Here is a 16,953-nt window from a genome sequence, read left to right as displayed (position 1 = left end):
GACCTCCGGCCCGGGCCTTCCCGACGCAGCACGACGACGGACGATTCAGGCGACGGGAAGGGTCGCGACGATCACCGCCAGGACGAGCACCGCCTGGGCGACTCCCTGCACGAGGAGGAACCGCCGCCACGTCGGCGCGAGGGCGTCGACCTCGAGGCGCGTGCCCGCGGGGAGCACCGCCGCGAGCGCGGCGGCGAGGTGGGCGAGGTGGCAGCCGAGCAGCGTGACGCTGTCCCGTGCGGCGTCACCGCCGGTGAGGCCGTCCCCCGCCACGAGGGCCAGGAGGACGGGACCCCCGACGACGAGGGTGCCGAGGGGCAGGCCGGGGCGGCCGGCGAGGAGGAGCGCGAGCAGGACCGGGACCAGCGCCGGCAGCGGGCCGCCCGGCCACTCCCGACCCACGACCTGAGCGGCCACGGCGAGGACCGTGGCGGCGACGAGCACCCCGCGCGGGAGCAGCGCGGACACGTGCGGCCCCGTGCCCGCGGGCACCCGCTGCGTCGTGTGCTCGGACCCGGTGGCGCTCATCGCGCCGCCGCGCGGATCCGGTCGCGCACCAGTCGGCGGGTCGCGGCGGGCAGGTCGGCGTCGGCGGCCAGGACCGGTACGCCGGCTGCCCGGAGCGCCGCGAGCCGGGCCTCGCGTTCCGCGAGCACGAGGCGCAGCGCGAGGGGCCCGAGCGCCGACGACCGGTCCGGTCGCAGCCCGCCGGGCAGGCAGTCGACGCCGACCACGGCTCGGCCGTGCCGGGCGAGCGCGAGGGCCAGGTCGGCGACCCGGTCGTCGAGGAACGGGGAGAGGAGCACGACGAGCGCGCGCGCCGGCGCCTGCTCGAGGAGCCGCCTCGGCAGCGGCCCGCCCGCGTACCCGGCCCGTCCGCCGACCGCGGTGCCGCTCGCGGCCGTGCCGGCGAGCGCGGCCCGCAGTCGCCGCAGGTGCCGCCGGCCGGCGCCCCGCCGGACGGACGCGGCGGGGACGGTGAGGTCGACGGTGCCGACGCGGTCCCCCGCCTCGAGGTGCGCCGCAGCCAGCCCTGCCGCGGTCGTCACGGTGAGGTCGAGGCTGCTGCCCGGTGCGACGGCACCGCCCTGGAGGACCGCGGGCACGGACCAGGTGGCGACGTCGGTGCCGAGGTCGCCGCGGGTGTCGAGGAGGAGGACGACGTCCCCGTCGGCGTCGACCGAGGTCCGGCGCACGTGGAGGCGCAGGCCGCCCGGGTGCTGGCCGCGTCGAGCCGTGGCCTTCCAGTCGACGTGGCGCAGCCGGTCCCCGGGCCGGAACGCGTCGACGGTGTGGAGGTCGCTGCCGTCCCCGGTGCGGCGGGTGCGGTGGGCCCCGACGACGGTCGTCGCGTGCGGCGGGAGGGGACCGGCCGCGGCGGGCGGCACGGCGGGCACGACGAGGACGTCGCGGACCTGCCCCTGGGTCGGACCCACGAGCAGGTGGGCGTCGGCGGCGGCGAGCAGCGTGTCCGCCCGGGCGAGGGTGCGACGGCCCCAGGTCGTCGGGACGACGCTGCTCGTGAGCCGCCGGGCGCCCCGCTCGGGCAGGGCGAGGGCGAGGGGCCCGTCCGGGGTCCGCACGACGGCGAGGTCGCCACCGGGCGCCGCGGGCACCGTGAGCGCGACGTCGACGGGTTCGTCGACCGCCGCGGTCCGGGGCGCGTGCACGACGACGGCCGCCGCGACCCGGGGCCGTGGTCGCAGGGCGAGCGCCCCGTGGAGGAGGAACGGGACGGAGAGGACGGCGAGCTCGGGCAGGCCGAGGGCGAGTCCGCCGGCGAGGCCCCCGACGCCGAGCACGAGGGCACGACGCAGTGCGGCCGTCGCCCGCCAGGTCGCCTCCGCCCCGGTCACGTCGGACTCAGCGCCGCGACGCGGCAGGGACCGTCGCCGGGGCGGGTACGGCGGCGAGCACGTCCCGGACGACGTCGGCGGGGCCCACGGTCCCGCTCCACGTCTGCACGCCCAGGGTGAGCCGGTGCTCGAGGACGGCGGGCGCGGCCGTCTTCACGTCCTCCGGCAGCACGACGGTGCGGCCGCCGAGCACGGCGAGCGCGCGGGCGACGAGCAGGAGCCCGAGGCTGCCGCGCGGGGAGGCGCCGACCTCCACGGCGGAGTGGGCGCGGGTCGCCGCGGCGAGGGCGACGCAGTAGGCCGCCACGTCGGGGTCGACGTCGACGGCCTCCACGCCGGCCTGCATGCGGCGGACGGTGGCGGCGTCGACGACCTGCGCGACGTCGACGGCCTCCTGCCGGCGCCGGACCCGGCGCAGGAGGACGTCGGTCTCGTGCGCGGTCGTGGGGTACCCGACGGCGAGGCGGACGAGGAACCGGTCGAGCTGCGCCTCCGGCAGCGGGTACGTGCCTTCGTACTCGACGGGGTTCGCCGTCGCGAGCACGTGGAACGGGCGCGGCAGCGGGGTGGTCGTGCCCTCGACGGTGACCTGCCCCTCCTGCATCGCCTCGAGGAGCGCGGCCTGGGTCTTCGGCGACGTCCGGTTGACCTCGTCGGCGAGCAGGAGCCCCGTGAACACGGGACCGGGCCGGAACACGAACTCGTGGGTCGCGGGGTCGTAGACGTAGGCGCCGGTGACGTCGGACGGCAGCAGGTCCGGGGTGCACTGGAGCCGTGCGAAGCGGAGACCGAGCGCGGCGGCGAGGCTGCGCGCGGCGAGCGTCTTGCCGAGACCGGGCACGTCCTCGAACAGCACGTGCCCGCCGGCGAGGACCGCGGCGAGCGCGAGCCGCAGGGGGTCCCGCATGCCGACGACGGCGGTGCCGACGGCGTCGAGGACCGCGCCCGCGAGCCGGGTGACCTCCGCCGCGGGCAGCGCCCGGTCGTCCGCGGAGCCGGTGTCGGTGGTCACGGCGTGGTCCTCCTGTCGCGGCTGCCGACCGCCGAGCGGACGTCGGCGGCGAGCGTGGTGTCGCTCGTCGCGAACGGACCGAGGCGCTCGAGGCGCTCGAGGCGCTCGAGGCGCTCGCCGACGAGCGCCCGGTCCCCGGTGTCGGTGCGGGCGCCCTCGAGCTGCCGGAGCGCGAGGGCGGCCTCCTGCCGGCCGGGACGCGTGCGGGGGGCCGGGGGCGCGGGCCACGAGTCGTCGGCGGAGTCCTCGAACCGCGTCACGAGGACGAGCAGCGCGACCGCGGCGCACAGTCCCGCCGCCCGCGCCGGTCCGACCCCGACGAACCAGCAGAGCGCCGCGGTGGCCGCGGCGGCGACGAGCGCCCCGGCGAGGCGTCCCGGGGACGGGGCGAGCCACCGCAGCGGACCCGCGGACGGGCGCGGCTCCCTCACGTGCGTCGTCCCGTGCCGAGGGCCCCGAGGAGCCCCGAGAGAGCGACCCGGGCCTCGTCGACCTCCTCGCGGGTCACGTGCCGCTCCGGTGACCCCGGCCCGCCGAAGCGGACCCGGCTGTACGTGCGTCGCAGTCCGTCGAGCGCCGGGCGGTCGAGGCCGGGCGCGGCCGCGGCGAGCCGGTCGGCGAAGTCCGTCGGGGTGTCGGTCCACCGTCTGGCCGCGCCCGCGGCACCGGCGGCGAGCTCGAGCTCCACCCAGCACGCGACGACGACGTCCGCCGCCCGGTCCGGCGGCACGTCGTGCAGGCGCAGGAGCCCCTGCCGGGCCGCCTCGGCGACGGCCGCGTCGTCGAGCGCGTCGACGGTCTCGTCGGCGGCGTCCGGCGCCTCCTCGTCGTCGTCGGCGGGGCGGCGGGCGGCGCGCAGCACGGCGCGCGCGAGCAGGGCGAGGCAGACGATGGTGACGAGGAGCCCGACGACGACCTCGACGGGGATCCCGTCCGTCGGCGGCGCCTCGAGCGCGTCGGCACCGACGGCGTCCGCCGCGGGCTCCTCGTCGGGCGCCTCACCGGCGACCGGTGCCGGCCGGAGCCGGTCGAGCGGGCTGTCGCCCGAGAGCGGGACCGGACCGACGAGGACGGCGAGGGCGACGACGACAGCGCAGGCGAGCGCCGGGACGACCACCCACGCCGCCCCCGGCCCCCTCGGCTCCGCCATCCCGTCATCCCACCACACGGGCGGGACGGAACCCGAGGTCGGGAACGTCCGCGGCCCGCGACCGGTTGTGCACGGTGGCAGCGAGACACCCGCACCGCGACCGTGGAGGACGCATGCTGTTCGGCACCCGGAAGACCACCACCCCCGTCACGCGCGACCAGGCCCTGCCCGGGCGGGCGACGCCCGTCACGGTGCCCGGCCGGCACCTCGTCAAGGGCACGCCCATGACCCCGCCGTGGCCGGAGGGTCACGAGGTCCTGTACGTCGCGATGGGCTGCTTCTGGGGCGCGGAGCGGATCTTCTGGCGCCTCGACGGCGTCCACACGACGGCCGTCGGCTACATGGGCGGCTACACGCCGAACCCGACGTACGAGGAGACGACGACCGGGCGCACCGGCCACACGGAGACCGCCCTCGTCGTGTTCGACCCCGCCGTCGTCCCGCTCGAACGGCTCCTCAAGGAGTTCTGGGAGAACCACGACCCGACGACCCCGAACCGGCAGGGCAACGACGTCGGTACGCAGTACCGGTCGGCGATCTTCACGACGACCGACGCGCAGCTCGCCGCCGCCCGCGACTCCCGCGAGCGCTACCAGCGAGCGCTGCAGGCGGAGGGGTACGGGCAGATCTCGACGGAGATCCTCCCGGCCACCGACGCGGGCGAGTTCTTCTACGCCGAGGACTACCACCAGCAGTACCTCCAGAAGAACCCGCACGGGTACTGCAACCACGGGTTCTGCCAGGTCGGCTACGACATGGCCGCCCACGGTCAGGGGGTCGCGCGGGCGCAGCTGCCGGAGGGCTGAGGTCGAGGGGCGAGGCGAGCTGTCGGCAGCTGTCAGCGGCCGAGACCCAGCACCCAACGCATGATCTGCTCCACGTCGTTCATCCGCACCGGGTCCAGGACGCCCTTGAAGGTCTCGAACCGGTCGGTCGACACCGTGCGGAGCTGCTCGACCTGCACGTAGCAGATCGCCGACATGCCCGCGGTGCCCTTGTCGATCTCGACGTGACTGGGGTAGCCCAGTGCCGTCGTCGTGATCGGGCAGATTGCGGCCAGGCCGAAGCGGTTCTGGGCGTCGACGCTGACGACGAGGGCGAAGCGTCGGGCGCCTGCTTCGTGACCGATGGGCGTGCCCAGGTCGAGGTGCCAGATGTCGCCACGTCGCGGAAGCCCGACCCCCGCTCGTGGCACTCAGGGTGTCCGCTCGTCGTCGTCGACCAGGTCGAGACCGTCGGTCACGACGCCGTCCCAGATCGACCGCTCCGCTTCGGCGCGCTCGCGCAGCTCGGGGTCGGCGAGAACGGCGGCATGGGCCTCCCGTTGACGACGCCAGAAGTCCGCCTCCTCGAGTCTGTCCAAGGCCGCGGTGAGGAGCTCGTTCAACGACATCTGACGAGCGTCCTTCAGGTGGTTGAGCCGATCACGGACGTCGCGGCGCACCCGGATCGTCGTCGCGCCCTTCGTCTCCATGAGCCGAGGATACGCGCGGTGTAGACGAAAACGTAGACGCTGCTTCGGACACGGGACGCCGCGATCGCGGCGCTGGGGCCGCACGCGAGAACAGCGCGAGCACGACGCCCGCGAGCACGAGGACGAAGCCGACGACCTGCAGGGTCGTCAGCGACTCGTCGAACCACCACCACGCGAGGACCGCGGCGCCGACGGGCTCGAGGGTCGCGACGACGGTGACGACCGTCGCCGGGATCCACCGCAGCGCCGCGGTCTCCGCCGCGAACGGCGACAGGGTGCCGAGCACGACGACCCACGCGACGACGAGCGCGAGCGCGACCTCGCCCGAGCCGATCGCCGCGGGCAGCTCGACCGGGTGCGTCGTCCAGCCGGGCAGGCTCGTCCACGGCACGACCGCGAGCACGAGGACGCCGGGGATCGCGAAGCCCCAGAACGTCGTCGACAGGGCGTCGCGCGTGCGGACGATGCGCTCGCCGAGGAGGAAGTACGTCGCGAACGACGCCGCCGCGACGAGCCCGGCGCCCACACCGACCGGGTCGAGCGACACGTCGCCGCCGAGCCCGAGGGCGAGGGCGAGCCCGCCGAGCGACAGCGCGAGCGCCGGCCACAGCAGCGCGCTCACCCGCTCGCGGAGGAGGAACCGGGCCGCGAGCGCGACGAGCAGCGGCGCGAGGTACTCCAGGAGCAGCGCGAGCCCGATCGGCAGCCGCTGGATGGCGACGAAGTAGCTGACCTGCACGAGCGCGACCCCGCCGAGGCCGTACCCGACGAGCAGCGGCAGCTCCCGCCACGACAGCCGCAGCCGCGCGCCGCGCCCGGTCACGAGCAGCGCGACGAGGAGCACGAACGCCGTCCCCGCGATCCGGACGGCGGCGAGCGGGACGGGGTCGGCGCCGTTGGTGAGCGCGAGCCGGGACACGCCGGCGTTGACGACGAACAGCGTGATCCCGAGCATCAGCAGCGTCCACCCCTGCGCGGGGTGCGCGCCCGGCGCCTCCGGTCGGGCGGGGGCCTGGACGACGGGCTCGGTCACGACCGGAGTCTGCCGCGCCGCGTGCGGCCCGGCCGCGCGGGCTCAGCCCGCGAGCGTCCCGCCGAACACCTGCCACGCGAGCGCCGACTTCGCCGTCAGACTCAGGACGATGTACGTCCGCTCCCCCACGACGTAGCGCCGCCACGGGCCGACGCGGGCGTACTGCAGGGCCTGGACGACGGCGAAGACGTTGAAGAAGACGAACAGCGACACGATGATCGCGTAGACGAAGTCCGGAGGTGCGGCGCCGGACTCCGAGCCGGGCGCCACGACGTACAGCAGGATCGCGAGCCACGGCACGATCCCGACGGCGCTGCCCATGACGAACGGCAGCCAGCGGCCGTTCCCCGGCTCCTCGTAGCGCTCCTGCAGCCAGCCGAACAGGATCATCGACGCGTTGACGGCGAACAGCCCGATCAGCGCCGCGGCGTCCGCGATCCCCGTCAGCTGGGCGATGAGCACGACCATGACCGACGCCGACAGGGAGTACTCGACCCACCGGTAGTAGTTGTGGTGGTCGACGAGCCCGCGCAGGTACCGCTCGTGCACGCCCGGCAGGGACACGAGGACGTGGAAGAACGCCGACAGCACGAGGAACAGCGCCACCCCGAGCGCGAGCGGCGAGTCGAAGAGCGTGACGGTCTCGTACCGCCCGGACCCCGGCGGCCCCGCGAGGTAGGACGCCGTGACGGGCAGCGTGAAGTCGGTGGCGAGCACGAGCACGACGACCGCCTGGACGGCGTGCAGCGCGGCCGCGACGAGGTTGTCGCGCCGCAGCCCGCGCAGCGAGCCGGTGGAGCCGGACGGGTCGTGGCCCGCCTCCGCCCCCGCGGGGCTCTCGGTGACGTGGTCGGCGGTCATGGGTCCTCCCGAGGTCGACGACCTCCCGATCATCAGCCTGCTGAGGATGACCCGCACCTCGGCGCGGTCTGTCAGGCGGCGACGAGCTGCACGGGGCTGGCGTAGGCGAGCGCGCGGTTGTTCGCCGGGTGGCCGGCGGGGCCGGGCTGCAGGTTCCGCATCGTGGGGTCGGCGACGCGGACGACGAGCCACGGCACCTCCTCGGCGTCCCAGTCGCCCTGGAGCCCGACGGTGACCTCGCCCACCTCACCGGAGCGGAGCGGGGCGGTCGCCAGCACCGTCGGGACGGTGATGCCGCGGGTGAGGACCTGGACCTCGAGCCGGTCGGTCGCGACGTCCGGCGGCACCTCGCAGTCGATGGTCACCGCGAGCTCGCGGGTACCGGCCGGGACCGCGAGCGTGCCGCCCATGCGAGCCGCCCGCCCCGCACCGTCACCGGCGGCGACGACGCAGTCCAGCCGGAGCCCCGGCTCCCGCGTGGCGAAGAAGCGCCGCGCGAGCAGCGCCTCCCGCAGCCCCCCGCGGTCCCACGAGCGCACCCACAGCCCGGCGCGGCCGCGGCCGGGCTCGAAGCCCCAGCGGCGGCCGTGCTCGTCGGACACCCCGAGCAGACCGGGCCGCCAGCCGGCGTCGAGGCACTCCAGCAGCGGGCTCGCCTGCCCGAGCCGGTAGCCCTCGAACAGGTAGTCGTCGTCGCGGTTGAAGACCTCGATGCTCACCATGCGGTCGGTGAGTCGGGGCTCGTGGCGGAAGCCGTCGAAGCGCAGCGGCTCGCGACCGGGGTGGTTGAGCCCGAACAGGGCGTCGTCGCCGGAGCGCGACCCGAGCAGCCAGTCGTGGAGCCCCGCGATCCCGACGCGGTCGTCCGGGGGCAGCCAGTCCTCGGAGAACCACACGTTGACGTGCCCCAGGTGCGGGGTCGTCCACTCGAACCCGCGGACGGCGGTGAAGCCGCCCGGGTCGTCGAAGGCGTCCGCGATCTCGGTCGCGCGGAGGAAGTCCGCCTGCTCGATCGTCTTCACGGGCATGCCCGCCCACGGCACGACCTCGCGGACGCGGGCGAGCGCGCCCGCGTCCGCGAATCCGGCGTGGTCGGTGAGCGCCGCCGCGTCGAGGCCCGCGGCGCGCATGCACGCGAAGGCGTCGTCGGCGTGCCCGGCGCCGTCGGACAGGTCGGTGTGGTTGTGGAGGTCGGCGTGCAGGAGGGTCGTGCCGCGCACGAGGTCGGCGTGCGCCGTCGCGAGGAGGCCGCTCGCGCGCGAGGCACCGGCACGCGGCTCCTCCCCGCGCGAGGCCGGCCGCAGGAGGAGCGCGCCCGCCGATGCGGTCGGACCGTCCGTCACCGGGCGAGGAAGCCGAGCAGGTCGAGGCGCGTGAGCACGCCCTCGGGCTTGCCGTCGCCGACGACGAGGACGGCGTCGGCGAGGGTGAGCGCCTCCCGCAGCGCGTCGAGGGACTCCCCGGCGCCGATGAGCGGGAGCGGGGAGTCCATGTGCTTCTCGACGGGGTCCGCGAGCGACGCGCGACCGGTGAAGACCCGCTCGAGCAGGTGCTCCTCGCTGACCGCGCCCGCGACCTCGCCGGAGGTGACCGGCGGCTCGGCCTTGACGACGGGCATCTGCGAGACGCCGTACTCCCGCAGGATCTCGATCGCGTCGCGGACCGTCTCGTTCGGGTGGGTGTGGACGAGCGCCGGCAGGTCGCCGGCCTTCGCCCGCAGCACGTCGGCCGCGGTCCGGTCGCCGTTCCCGCCGCCGAGGAAGCCGTAGGACGCCATCCACCGGTCGTCGAAGATCTTGGACAGGTAGCCGCGGCCGCTGTCGGGCAGCAGGACGACGACGACGGCGTCCGGGTGCCCCTCCTCGGCGAGGCGCTGGGCGACGCGGAGCGCGCCGACCGCCGCCATCCCGCACGAGCCGCCGACGAGCAGGCCCTCCTCGCGCGCCAGCCGCCGGGTCATGTGGAAGGAGTCGCCGTCGGAGACCGCGACGATCTCGTCGGGCACGGACGGGTCGTACGCCGTCGGCCAGAAGTCCTCACCGACGCCCTCGACGAGGTACGGCCGTCCCGTCCCGCCGGAGTACACCGACCCCTCCGGGTCGACGCCGACAACCTGCACCGCGCCGCCGGACTGCTCCTTGAGGTAGCGCCCGGTGCCGGTGATGGTGCCACCGGTGCCGACGCCGCACACGAAGTGGGTGATGCGCCCCTCGGTGTCGTCCCAGATCTCCGGGCCCGTCGTCTCGTAGTGGCTCGCCGGACCGGCCGGGTTGGAGTACTGGTCGGGCTTCCAGCCGCCGGGCAGCTCCCGCGCGAGCCGGTCGGAGACCGAGTAGTAGGAGTCGGGGTGGCTCGGCTCGACCGCCGTCGGGCACACGACGACCTCGGCGCCGTACGCGCGCAGGACGTTGCGCTTGTCCTCGCTCACCTTGTCCGGGCACACGAAGACGCAGCGGTAGCCGCGCTGCTGGGCGACGAGCGCGAGCCCGACGCCCGTGTTGCCGCTCGTCGGCTCGACGATCGTGCCGCCGGGCTGCAGGGCCCCGGACTCCTCCGCGGCGAGGACCATCTTGAGCGCGATCCGGTCCTTCACGCTGCCGCCGGGGTTGAGGTACTCGACCTTCGCGAGGACGAGCGGGCCGTCACCGTGCGCGGCCCCCTCCCACAGCCCGTGCGTGACGCGGTTGAGACGGACGAGCGGGGTCCCGCCGACGAGGTCGACGACCGAGCTGGCGTAGCGCACGGGCCCCATCGTGGCAGAGGCCCCGGACACGCCCCGACGCCACCGGGTCGGACACCGATGCCCCTCCGCTCCCGCGCCGTTCCGGCGGCACGTGTCCGGGGCGCTCCTTACGCTGGGACGGTGAGCGGGGCGGTCGAGGTCGGGCAGGGCGTGTGGCGCCTGCCGACGGCGCGCTTCGACCTCGTCAACTCCTACGCCTTCGCCGAGCCGGACGGCTCGGTCACCCTCGTCGACGCCGGCTACGCCACGAGCGTCCCCGCGCTCACCGCGGGTCTCGCGGCCATGCGGAAGGCCCCGCAGGACGTCCGCCGCCTCCTCCTCACCCACGCGCACGCCGACCACGCCGGCGGCGCGGCGGGCTGGGCGGCGCAGGGCGCGCAGGTGCATGCGCACACCGCCGACGCGGGTGTGCTCGAGACGGGCCGCTCCCCCGGAAGCGACCGGCGCTACCGGCTCGCGCGCTGGTTGGAGCGCTGGACGCAGGCGACGTACGACCCGGTCCGGGTCGACGTCGAGCTGCACGACGGCGAGGTCCTCGACGTCGCCGGGGGCCTCCGCGTCGTCCACACCCCCGGCCACACCCCCGGCCACGTCTCGCTGCTGCACGAACCGTCCGGGGTGCTCATCACCGGCGACGTCCTCGTCCACGTCGCCGGCCGCCTCGCCGGGCTGTCCCCCGTCGTCTGCCACGACTACCCGCTGTCGCTGCGCACGGTCCACGCCCTCACCGATCTCGACTACACCGTCGCGGCCTTCACGCACGGTCCGGAGATCCGGGACCGCGCCCGCGAGCGGGTCCGCGCGAGGGTCCGCCGCCAGGAGCGGCGCCTGCACCGCCACGAGCGTCGCGCCGCACGCGAGGCGGCCGCGTGAACGCCGACGAGGCCGCGAAGGCCGTGAACGCGCTGGTCAGCGGCTGGTCCTCACGAGTGGTCCTGCCCGCCGTCCGCTCACGTCCGGTGCTCGTGGAGCCGATACCGGCCGGCATGGGCACCGCCCGGCCCGGCCTGCGCCGGCTCACGCGGACCGTCGCCCTCGGCGGCGGTGGCCTCACCCTGCTCGGCGTGACCGGCGTCGGCGTGCTGGTGGCAGAAGCGCGCATGGCGAAGCGGTGGATCGAGCCGCGGATGCCCGCCGCCCACGCGCTCGACGGGCGCTACGACCTCGCCGGGCGCGTCCCGGACGACGGCCTGTTCGAGGACGACCCGGTGCTCGTCGGGGTCCTCGGCGACTCCGCGGCGGCCGGGGTGGGAGCGGACTCCCCCGCCGGCACCCCCGGGGTGCTGCTCGCCACCGGGGTCGCGGCCGCGCTCGGACGGCAGGTCGAGCTCACGGTCTCCACGCGGTCGGGCGCGGTGTCGGCGGAGCTCGAGGGACAGACCGACCGGCTGCTCGAGCGTGTCGCCCGCCCGGACGTCGTCCTCGTCATCGTCGGCGGCAACGACGTCCAGCGCCGGGTCCCCGCCGGCCAGGCGGCGGCCCTGCTGCGCGCGACGGTCGCCCGCCTCGTCGCGCTCGGCACGCACGTCGTCGTCGGCACGACCCCGGACCTGGGGACGATCACGCAGGTCGCCCAGCCCCTGCGCGCGCTCGGCGGGCGCTGGTCCCGGCAGCTCGCCACCGCGCAGGCCGCCGCGGTGCTCAACGCCGGCGGGCACCCGGTCGACCTGCGGGCCGTCCTCGCCGACGACCTGCGCGCCGACCCGTCCGTGCTCTTCAGCGAGGACCGCTTCCACCCCTCCGCCGAGGGGTACCGGCGCGTGATGGCACACGTCGTGCCCGTCGCCGTCGGGGCGCTCACCGTGACGCTCCACCCTGTTGTTACCGGTGGGTAACCGAGCGGGCTAGGCTGCCCGCATGACCGACGCCGTCGTCGTCTCCGCGACCCGCTCCCCCATCGGCCGGGCCCGCAAGGGCTCGCTCGTCGACGTCCGCCCGGACGACCTCGCCGCGCAGGTCGTGGGCGCGGCGCTCGAGGCGGTGCCCGGGCTGTCGGTGGCGGAGCTCGACGACCTCATGCTCGGCTGCGCGGAACCGTCGGGCGAGCACGGCACGAACCTCGCCCGCGTCGTGGCGGTGCTTCTCGGGCACGACGGCCTGCCCGGCACGACCGTCAACCGGTTCTGCTCCTCCAGCGTGCAGACCACGCGGATGGCGATGCACGCGATCCGCGCCGGGGAGGGGCACGCCTTCGTCTCCGCGGGCGTCGAGTGCATCTCCCGCTACCGGGGCGTGTCCGGCTCGGACCTGTTCGGCGCGGACGTCATGAACCCCCGCTTCACCGAGGCGCGGGACCGCACGGCCCGCACCGCCGAGCTCGACGCCGACTGGCACGACCCGCGCGAGGACGGCGCCCTGCCGGACGTCTACATCGCGATGGGGCAGACGGCGGAGAACGTCGCCCACCTGCGGGGCATCAGCCGCGAGCGGCAGGACCACTGGGGCGTCACGAGCCAGAACCGCGCCGAGGCCGCGATCGCCGCCGGCCACGTCGCCGCGGAGATCACCCCCGTGACGACCCCCTCGGGTGGCGTGGTCTCCACCGACGACGGACCGCGCGCCGGCGTGACGTACGAGAAGGTCGCGTCCCTGCAGCCGGTGTTCCGGGCGACGGGGACGGTGACGGCCGGCAACTGCTGCGCCCTCAACGACGGCGCCGCCGCGCTCGTCGTGACGTCCGCCGACTTCGCCCACGCCCACGGCCTGCAGCCGCTCGCCCGGGTCGTGTCGACCGGCGTGTCGGCGCTGAGCCCGGAGATCATGGGCCTCGGCCCGGTCGAGGCGAGCCGGCAGGCGCTGGAGCGGGCGGGCCTCACGATGTCCGACGTCGACCTCGTCGAGATCAACGAGGCCTTCGCCTCCCAGGTGCTCGCGAGCGCCGACGAGCTCGGGGTCGACGAGGAGAGGCTCAACGTGCACGGCGGCGCGATCGCCTACGGCCACCCGTTCGGTGCCACGGGCGCTCGGATCACGACGACGCTGCTCAACGCCCTGCGGGTCACCGACGGCACCATCGGCCTGGAGACGATGTGCGTCGGCGGCGGTCAGGGCATGGCCGTGGTGTACGAGCGCCTCAGCTGACAGGCCCACCAGGGCCACCCACGACCCGCCTGCCGCCTGCCGCCTACCCCTCCTGCGCCGCAGGGGTTGTAGCGCCGAGATCGCCGAATCGCGTCTACAACCCCTGTGGAACAGCGGTTGGGGTAGGCGCGGCACGCAGCCCGCCTCAGCCGGCCGCGGCGAGCCCCCGGAACGTCCGCCGGTACGCCTGCGGTGACGTGCCGAGTCGCTGCGAGAAGTGGTGCCGCAGTGTCGTCGCGGCGCCGAGCCCGCTGCGGCGCGCCACCTCCTCCACCGGCAGGTCGGTCGTCTCGAGCAGCTGCTGCGCCCGCGACATCCGCTGCCCGAGCAGCCACGCGTGGGGTGTCGACCCCGTCGCGGCGCGGAAGTGGCGCGCGAAGCTGCGGGGCGACATCAGGGACCTCGCCGCCATCTGGTCGACGCTGAGGTCCTCCTCGAGGTGCTCCTGCGCCCACACGAGCGTCTCGCGCAGGCACGACGTGTCGTCGACCTCGGGCACGGCGGCGGTGACGTACTGCGCCTGCCCGCCCTCCCGGTACGGCGGGACGACCATCCGCCGGGCGACGTCGTTCGCGACCGCCGCCCCGTGCTCCTGGCGCAGCAGGTACAGGCACGTGTCGATGCCGGCAGCCGTCCCGGCGCTGCTGTAGATCGGGTCGTCGTCGACGTAGAGGACGTCGCGGTCCACGCTCACCTGCGGATAGCGGCGCGCGAGCTCGTCGGCGTGCATCCAGTGCGTCGCGACGCGCCGGCCGTCGAGCAGGCCCGAGGCCGCCACGACGAACGCGCCGCTGCAGTGGCTCATGATCTTGCCGCCGCGGGCGACGGTGTCGCGCAGGGCTTGGAGCAGGGCCTCCGGCAGGTCCGCGTCGCCGCGCTCCCACCCGAGCACGCACACGAGGTCGGCCTGCTCGACCCGCTCGAGACCGTGCTCGACCACGATCCGCAGGCCGGTGTCGGTCCGCACGGGACCGGGCTCCGCGGCGGCGACGGCGAAGTCGTAGACCGGCAGCCCGTCGGCCGACCGGTCGTAGCCGAACACCTCGGAGACGACCCCCAGGCCGAAGGACCCCACCCCGTCGTAGACGAGCGCGACCACGTTCCGCAGCATCCGGCCAGTGTGGCAGAAACTTGGCGCGCATGGGCAGTCCAGCCACTCGTCCGGGCGGCGCCACCGGCGGACCCTGGTCCCACGCCACCCACGTGTGGCACGACAGGAGGCGATGACCATGACCACCACCCCCATCTCCCTGGCGCTCGACGAGCTCGCGACCGTCGTCGGCGAGCTCGACCTCGCGGTCGACGGAGCGCACGCCCCCGGGCTCGAGTCCGTCGTCCTCGACCTCGAGGCCGCCGCCGGCGCCTCGCTCGGCCCGACGACGGGCGATCCCGGCGTCGTGCTCGTGCGCCGGTTCGCCCGGGCGCACCGCATCCTCGGCGGCCTGTGCCCCGCGCTCCTCGACGACACGACGGTGCGGGCGCACGTCGCGACGCTGCGCGGGCGAGGTGGGCTGCCCGTCCCCGGTGGGTCGCGCTCGCTCGCCGCGAGCGGGGTGTGACGTGCTCGCCACGCTGGTACTCGTGACGTCCTTCGTCGCGGTCCTCGTCGCCCTCGGAGGGGCCGACGCGCGCCGTGACGGCGTCGTCCGGGCGGCGGTGGACGGACTCGCCGTCCTCGACCGCCTCGCGCACAGGGACTCGGAGCGCCTCCGCGGCGGGCCGCCCGCCCGGGAGTCCGCGACCACACCCCCTGCGGCGCAGCGGGTGTAGCCGCCGAGACGGCCGATCCGGCGCCATAAGCCCTGCGGGACAGGGATTGTGGACGTGAATCCGGCCGATCCGGCGCTACAACCCCTGCGGGACTGGGGTTGTCGACGCGAATCCGGCCGATCCGGCGCTACAACCCCTGCGGGACAGTGGTTGGTGGCGCAGGCCCGACCGTCGGTGCCCGCGCGTAGCGTCGCCTGCATGCCTCGCACGGTTCCCGACGTCCGGGTGGTGCCGGCGAACGACGTGCCCTTCGACGACGTGCTCGCCGTGTTCGGCGAGCGCGGGTACCCGTCGCGCTGCCTGTGCCAGCGGTTCAAGGTACCGGGCTGGCTGTGGCGCGACACCGAGCCGGAGGAGCGCGAGGAGATGCTCCGGGTCGGCACCGGCTGCGACGACCCCGACGCGACGCAGACGAGCGGGCTCGTCGCCTACCTCGGCGACGAGCCCGTCGCGTGGGTGGCCGTCGAGCCGCGGACCGCCTACCCGAAGCTCTTCTCGCCGCAGTTCCGCATCCCGTGGAAGGACCGGCACGAGGACCGCGACGACGACACGGTGTGGGCGGTCACGTGCTTCACCGTGCGCGCGGGCCACCGCGGGCGCGGGCTCATGTACCCGCTCGCCTCGGCCGCCGCCGAGCACGCGAGACGCCACGGCGCGACCGCCGTCGAGGCGTACCCCATGCTCACCGAGCCGGGCCAGGAGGTGACGTGGGGCGAGGTGTTCGTCGGCACGGCGGGCGTGTTCGCGGCCGCGGGCTTCGAGCGCGTCAGCCACCCGACGAAGCGCCGCGTCGTCATGCGCCTCGACTTCTAGGGGAGCGCCCGGCGCAGGCCCTCGAGCAGCTCACGGACCTGCCACCACGGCTCCTCGTCCGCCGGGTCCAGCAGCACGAGGTCGCCGACGACCACGCGGACGAGGTCCGCCCACCCGTGCGGCGCGAGGTCGGGCACCGCGTGCGGGGGCAGGCCCTCGGCGGCGCGGACGACGTCGGCGAGATCCTGCACCCACGGCCGGACGACGTCGACGGGGACGCGGGTCGGCGACAAGGCGTCCAGACGCGCCACGACCCGTGCCGCCTCCCGCTCGACCGCCTCGGCGGCGGAGCGGGGCTGGGGCAGCACGGGTCGTGGTGGTGCGTCAGGCTGTGGCCCGACGGCTCACTCGGAGCCGCGGAGGATGGCGAGCAGGCGCAGGATCTCGAGGTACAGCCAGATGAGCGTGACGACGAGACCGAACGCGGCGCTCCAGGCGTACCGCTGAGGGAGCTGGTTCCGGATGCCCTGCTCGACGAAGTCGAAGTCGAGGACGAGGAACAGCGAGGCGAGCGTGACCCCGAGCAGCGAGAGGCCGATACCGAGGATGCCGGTGTCGAACCAGATCGAGGGCTGGTTGAAGACGAAGACGCTGACGAGGTTGATGAGGCCGAGGGCCAGGTACCCCATCGTCGCGATGATGAGGATCTTCCGGAAGCGCCCCGTCGCCCGGATGAGACCGGTCTGGTACGCGACCAGCATCGCGCCGAAGGCGACCAGCGTGCCGAGCACGGCCTGCCCGACGAGCCCGTCACCGAACCGCAGCGTGTAGATGGCGCTGATGCCGCCGACGAAGAGACCTTCGATGGCGGCGTAGGTGACGATGAGGCCGGGGCGGACCTTCTTCGAGAAGGAGATGACGAGACCGAGGACGAGTCCCGCGATCATGCCGCCGAAGGTCAGGAGGAAGCCGGTACCGAGCCCGATCGCTCCGGTGACGAGACCCCAGAAGGTCGGCACCGCCGTGGCGAGGAGGACCGCGAACATGATGCCCGTGCGGGTGACGACGTCCTCGAGCGTCATCGCCCGCTCGCGCACCGGCGAGGGCATCGAGTACTGGTCCTCGAGCTGGTCCGCCGACGGCGTCTGGACGTCGAAGGTGGCGTACCCACCGCGGGTGAACGCCTCGTTCCGCGAGAACGCGGGGTTGTTGCTGCGCAT

Annotated in this window: 21 protein-coding genes; 7 read left to right on the top strand and 14 right to left on the bottom strand. The window is 75.2% G+C overall.

Features of this window, described 5'->3' with window-relative positions; translation table 11 throughout:
• Positions 1-45: 45 nt before the first annotated feature.
• From WAB14_RS00195 to WAB14_RS00175, 5 genes are read right to left on the bottom strand one after another with little or no spacing between them, the layout of a single operon-like run.
• On the bottom strand, positions 46-528 hold the full coding sequence (locus WAB14_RS00195; RefSeq protein WP_340266218.1) for a hypothetical protein: 483 nt from the start codon (positions 526-528) through the stop codon (positions 46-48).
• On the bottom strand, positions 525-1,856 hold the full coding sequence (locus WAB14_RS00190) for a DUF58 domain-containing protein (protein ID WP_340266216.1): 1,332 nt from the start codon (positions 1,854-1,856) through the stop codon (positions 525-527). Before WAB14_RS00190 ends, WAB14_RS00195 begins: the two co-directional genes overlap by 4 nt.
• Before the next feature lie 7 nt (positions 1,857-1,863).
• Positions 1,864-2,868, bottom strand: coding sequence for an AAA family ATPase (locus tag WAB14_RS00185; RefSeq protein WP_377002213.1), 1,005 nt, complete (start codon positions 2,866-2,868; stop codon positions 1,864-1,866).
• Entirely contained in the window at positions 2,865-3,299 is a 435-nt protein-coding gene (locus tag WAB14_RS00180) for a hypothetical protein (protein ID WP_340266214.1), read from the bottom strand. Before WAB14_RS00180 ends, WAB14_RS00185 begins: the two co-directional genes overlap by 4 nt.
• Complete coding sequence (locus WAB14_RS00175; protein WP_340266212.1) at positions 3,296-4,018, bottom strand: DUF4129 domain-containing protein; 723 nt, start codon at positions 4,016-4,018, stop codon at positions 3,296-3,298. The genes WAB14_RS00180 and WAB14_RS00175 overlap by 4 nt, the downstream gene beginning before the upstream one ends.
• A gap of 113 nt (positions 4,019-4,131) precedes the next feature.
• Here WAB14_RS00175 and msrA point away from each other — a divergent pair, with 113 nt between their 5' ends.
• On the top strand, positions 4,132-4,824 hold the full coding sequence (gene msrA, locus WAB14_RS00170; protein WP_340266210.1) for a peptide-methionine (S)-S-oxide reductase MsrA: 693 nt from the start codon (positions 4,132-4,134) through the stop codon (positions 4,822-4,824).
• Between the two features lie 32 nt (positions 4,825-4,856).
• Here the strand turns inward: msrA and WAB14_RS00165 are convergent, their stop codons facing one another.
• The 6 genes from WAB14_RS00165 to WAB14_RS00140 form a co-directional block, all read right to left on the bottom strand.
• Positions 4,857-5,213 carry a type II toxin-antitoxin system PemK/MazF family toxin gene (locus WAB14_RS00165; protein WP_340266208.1) on the bottom strand — a complete coding sequence of 119 codons (357 nt, stop codon included), beginning with the start codon at positions 5,211-5,213 and terminating at the stop codon, positions 4,857-4,859.
• A complete protein-coding gene (locus tag WAB14_RS00160) occupies positions 5,214-5,462 on the bottom strand; it encodes a hypothetical protein (protein ID WP_340266206.1) in 249 nt (82 codons plus the stop codon).
• Positions 5,443-6,525: an EamA family transporter gene (locus WAB14_RS00155; protein ID WP_340266204.1), complete on the bottom strand. Its 1,083-nt coding sequence runs from the start codon at positions 6,523-6,525 to the stop codon at positions 5,443-5,445. The genes WAB14_RS00160 and WAB14_RS00155 overlap by 20 nt, the downstream gene beginning before the upstream one ends.
• Positions 6,526-6,567: 42 nt before the next feature.
• Positions 6,568-7,386, bottom strand: coding sequence for a heliorhodopsin HeR (gene heR / locus WAB14_RS00150; RefSeq protein ID WP_340266201.1), 819 nt, complete (start codon positions 7,384-7,386; stop codon positions 6,568-6,570).
• 71 nt (positions 7,387-7,457) lie between these two features.
• The gene (locus WAB14_RS00145; protein WP_340266198.1) at positions 7,458-8,729 is read right to left on the bottom strand and encodes a CehA/McbA family metallohydrolase; all 1,272 of its coding nucleotides are present in this window, start codon (positions 8,727-8,729) and stop codon (positions 7,458-7,460) included.
• Entirely contained in the window at positions 8,726-10,129 is a 1,404-nt protein-coding gene (locus tag WAB14_RS00140; RefSeq protein WP_340266196.1) for a cystathionine beta-synthase, read from the bottom strand. The genes WAB14_RS00145 and WAB14_RS00140 overlap by 4 nt, the downstream gene beginning before the upstream one ends.
• 120 nt (positions 10,130-10,249) lie before the next feature.
• Here WAB14_RS00140 and WAB14_RS00135 point away from each other — a divergent pair, with 120 nt between their 5' ends.
• From WAB14_RS00135 to WAB14_RS00125, 3 genes are read left to right on the top strand one after another with little or no spacing between them, the layout of a single operon-like run.
• Entirely contained in the window at positions 10,250-11,002 is a 753-nt protein-coding gene (locus WAB14_RS00135; protein ID WP_340266194.1) for an MBL fold metallo-hydrolase, read from the top strand.
• Entirely contained in the window at positions 10,999-11,964 is a 966-nt protein-coding gene (locus WAB14_RS00130; RefSeq protein ID WP_340266192.1) for an SGNH/GDSL hydrolase family protein, read from the top strand. The genes WAB14_RS00135 and WAB14_RS00130 overlap by 4 nt, the downstream gene beginning before the upstream one ends.
• 22 nt (positions 11,965-11,986) lie before the next feature.
• Positions 11,987-13,210, top strand: coding sequence for an acetyl-CoA C-acetyltransferase (locus WAB14_RS00125; protein ID WP_340266190.1), 1,224 nt, complete (start codon positions 11,987-11,989; stop codon positions 13,208-13,210).
• 145 nt (positions 13,211-13,355) lie between these two features.
• Here the strand turns inward: WAB14_RS00125 and WAB14_RS00120 are convergent, their stop codons facing one another.
• On the bottom strand, positions 13,356-14,321 hold the full coding sequence (locus WAB14_RS00120; protein WP_340266187.1) for a helix-turn-helix domain-containing protein: 966 nt from the start codon (positions 14,319-14,321) through the stop codon (positions 13,356-13,358).
• A 118-nt stretch (positions 14,322-14,439) separates the two neighbouring features.
• Here WAB14_RS00120 and WAB14_RS00115 point away from each other — a divergent pair, with 118 nt between their 5' ends.
• The 3 genes from WAB14_RS00115 (at position 14,440) to WAB14_RS00105 (ending at position 15,793) form a co-directional block, all read left to right on the top strand.
• Entirely contained in the window at positions 14,440-14,769 is a 330-nt protein-coding gene (locus WAB14_RS00115) for a hypothetical protein (RefSeq protein ID WP_340266185.1), read from the top strand.
• Positions 14,770-14,791: 22 nt separating this feature from the next.
• The gene (locus WAB14_RS00110) at positions 14,792-14,980 is read left to right on the top strand and encodes a hypothetical protein (RefSeq protein WP_340266183.1); all 189 of its coding nucleotides are present in this window, start codon (positions 14,792-14,794) and stop codon (positions 14,978-14,980) included.
• Positions 14,981-15,178: 198 nt separating this feature from the next.
• The gene (locus WAB14_RS00105; protein WP_340266181.1) at positions 15,179-15,793 is read left to right on the top strand and encodes a GNAT family N-acetyltransferase; all 615 of its coding nucleotides are present in this window, start codon (positions 15,179-15,181) and stop codon (positions 15,791-15,793) included.
• On the opposite strand, the gene WAB14_RS00100 is transcribed toward WAB14_RS00105, so the two are convergent.
• Complete coding sequence (locus WAB14_RS00100; RefSeq protein WP_340266179.1) at positions 15,790-16,101, bottom strand: hypothetical protein; 312 nt, start codon at positions 16,099-16,101, stop codon at positions 15,790-15,792. The two genes, WAB14_RS00105 and WAB14_RS00100, sit on opposite strands and share 4 nt — an antisense overlap.
• Positions 16,102-16,137: 36 nt before the next feature.
• Positions 16,138-16,953 carry a Bax inhibitor-1/YccA family protein gene (locus WAB14_RS00095; RefSeq protein WP_340266177.1) on the bottom strand — a complete coding sequence of 272 codons (816 nt, stop codon included), beginning with the start codon at positions 16,951-16,953 and terminating at the stop codon, positions 16,138-16,140.

This window comes from Aquipuribacter nitratireducens (assembly GCF_037860835.1).
GTDB lineage: Bacteria > Actinomycetota > Actinomycetes > Actinomycetales > JBBAYJ01 > Aquipuribacter > Aquipuribacter nitratireducens.
The sequence above is the reverse complement of the archived record's forward strand: the minus strand, read 5'-3'. Positions and strand labels throughout refer to the sequence as shown.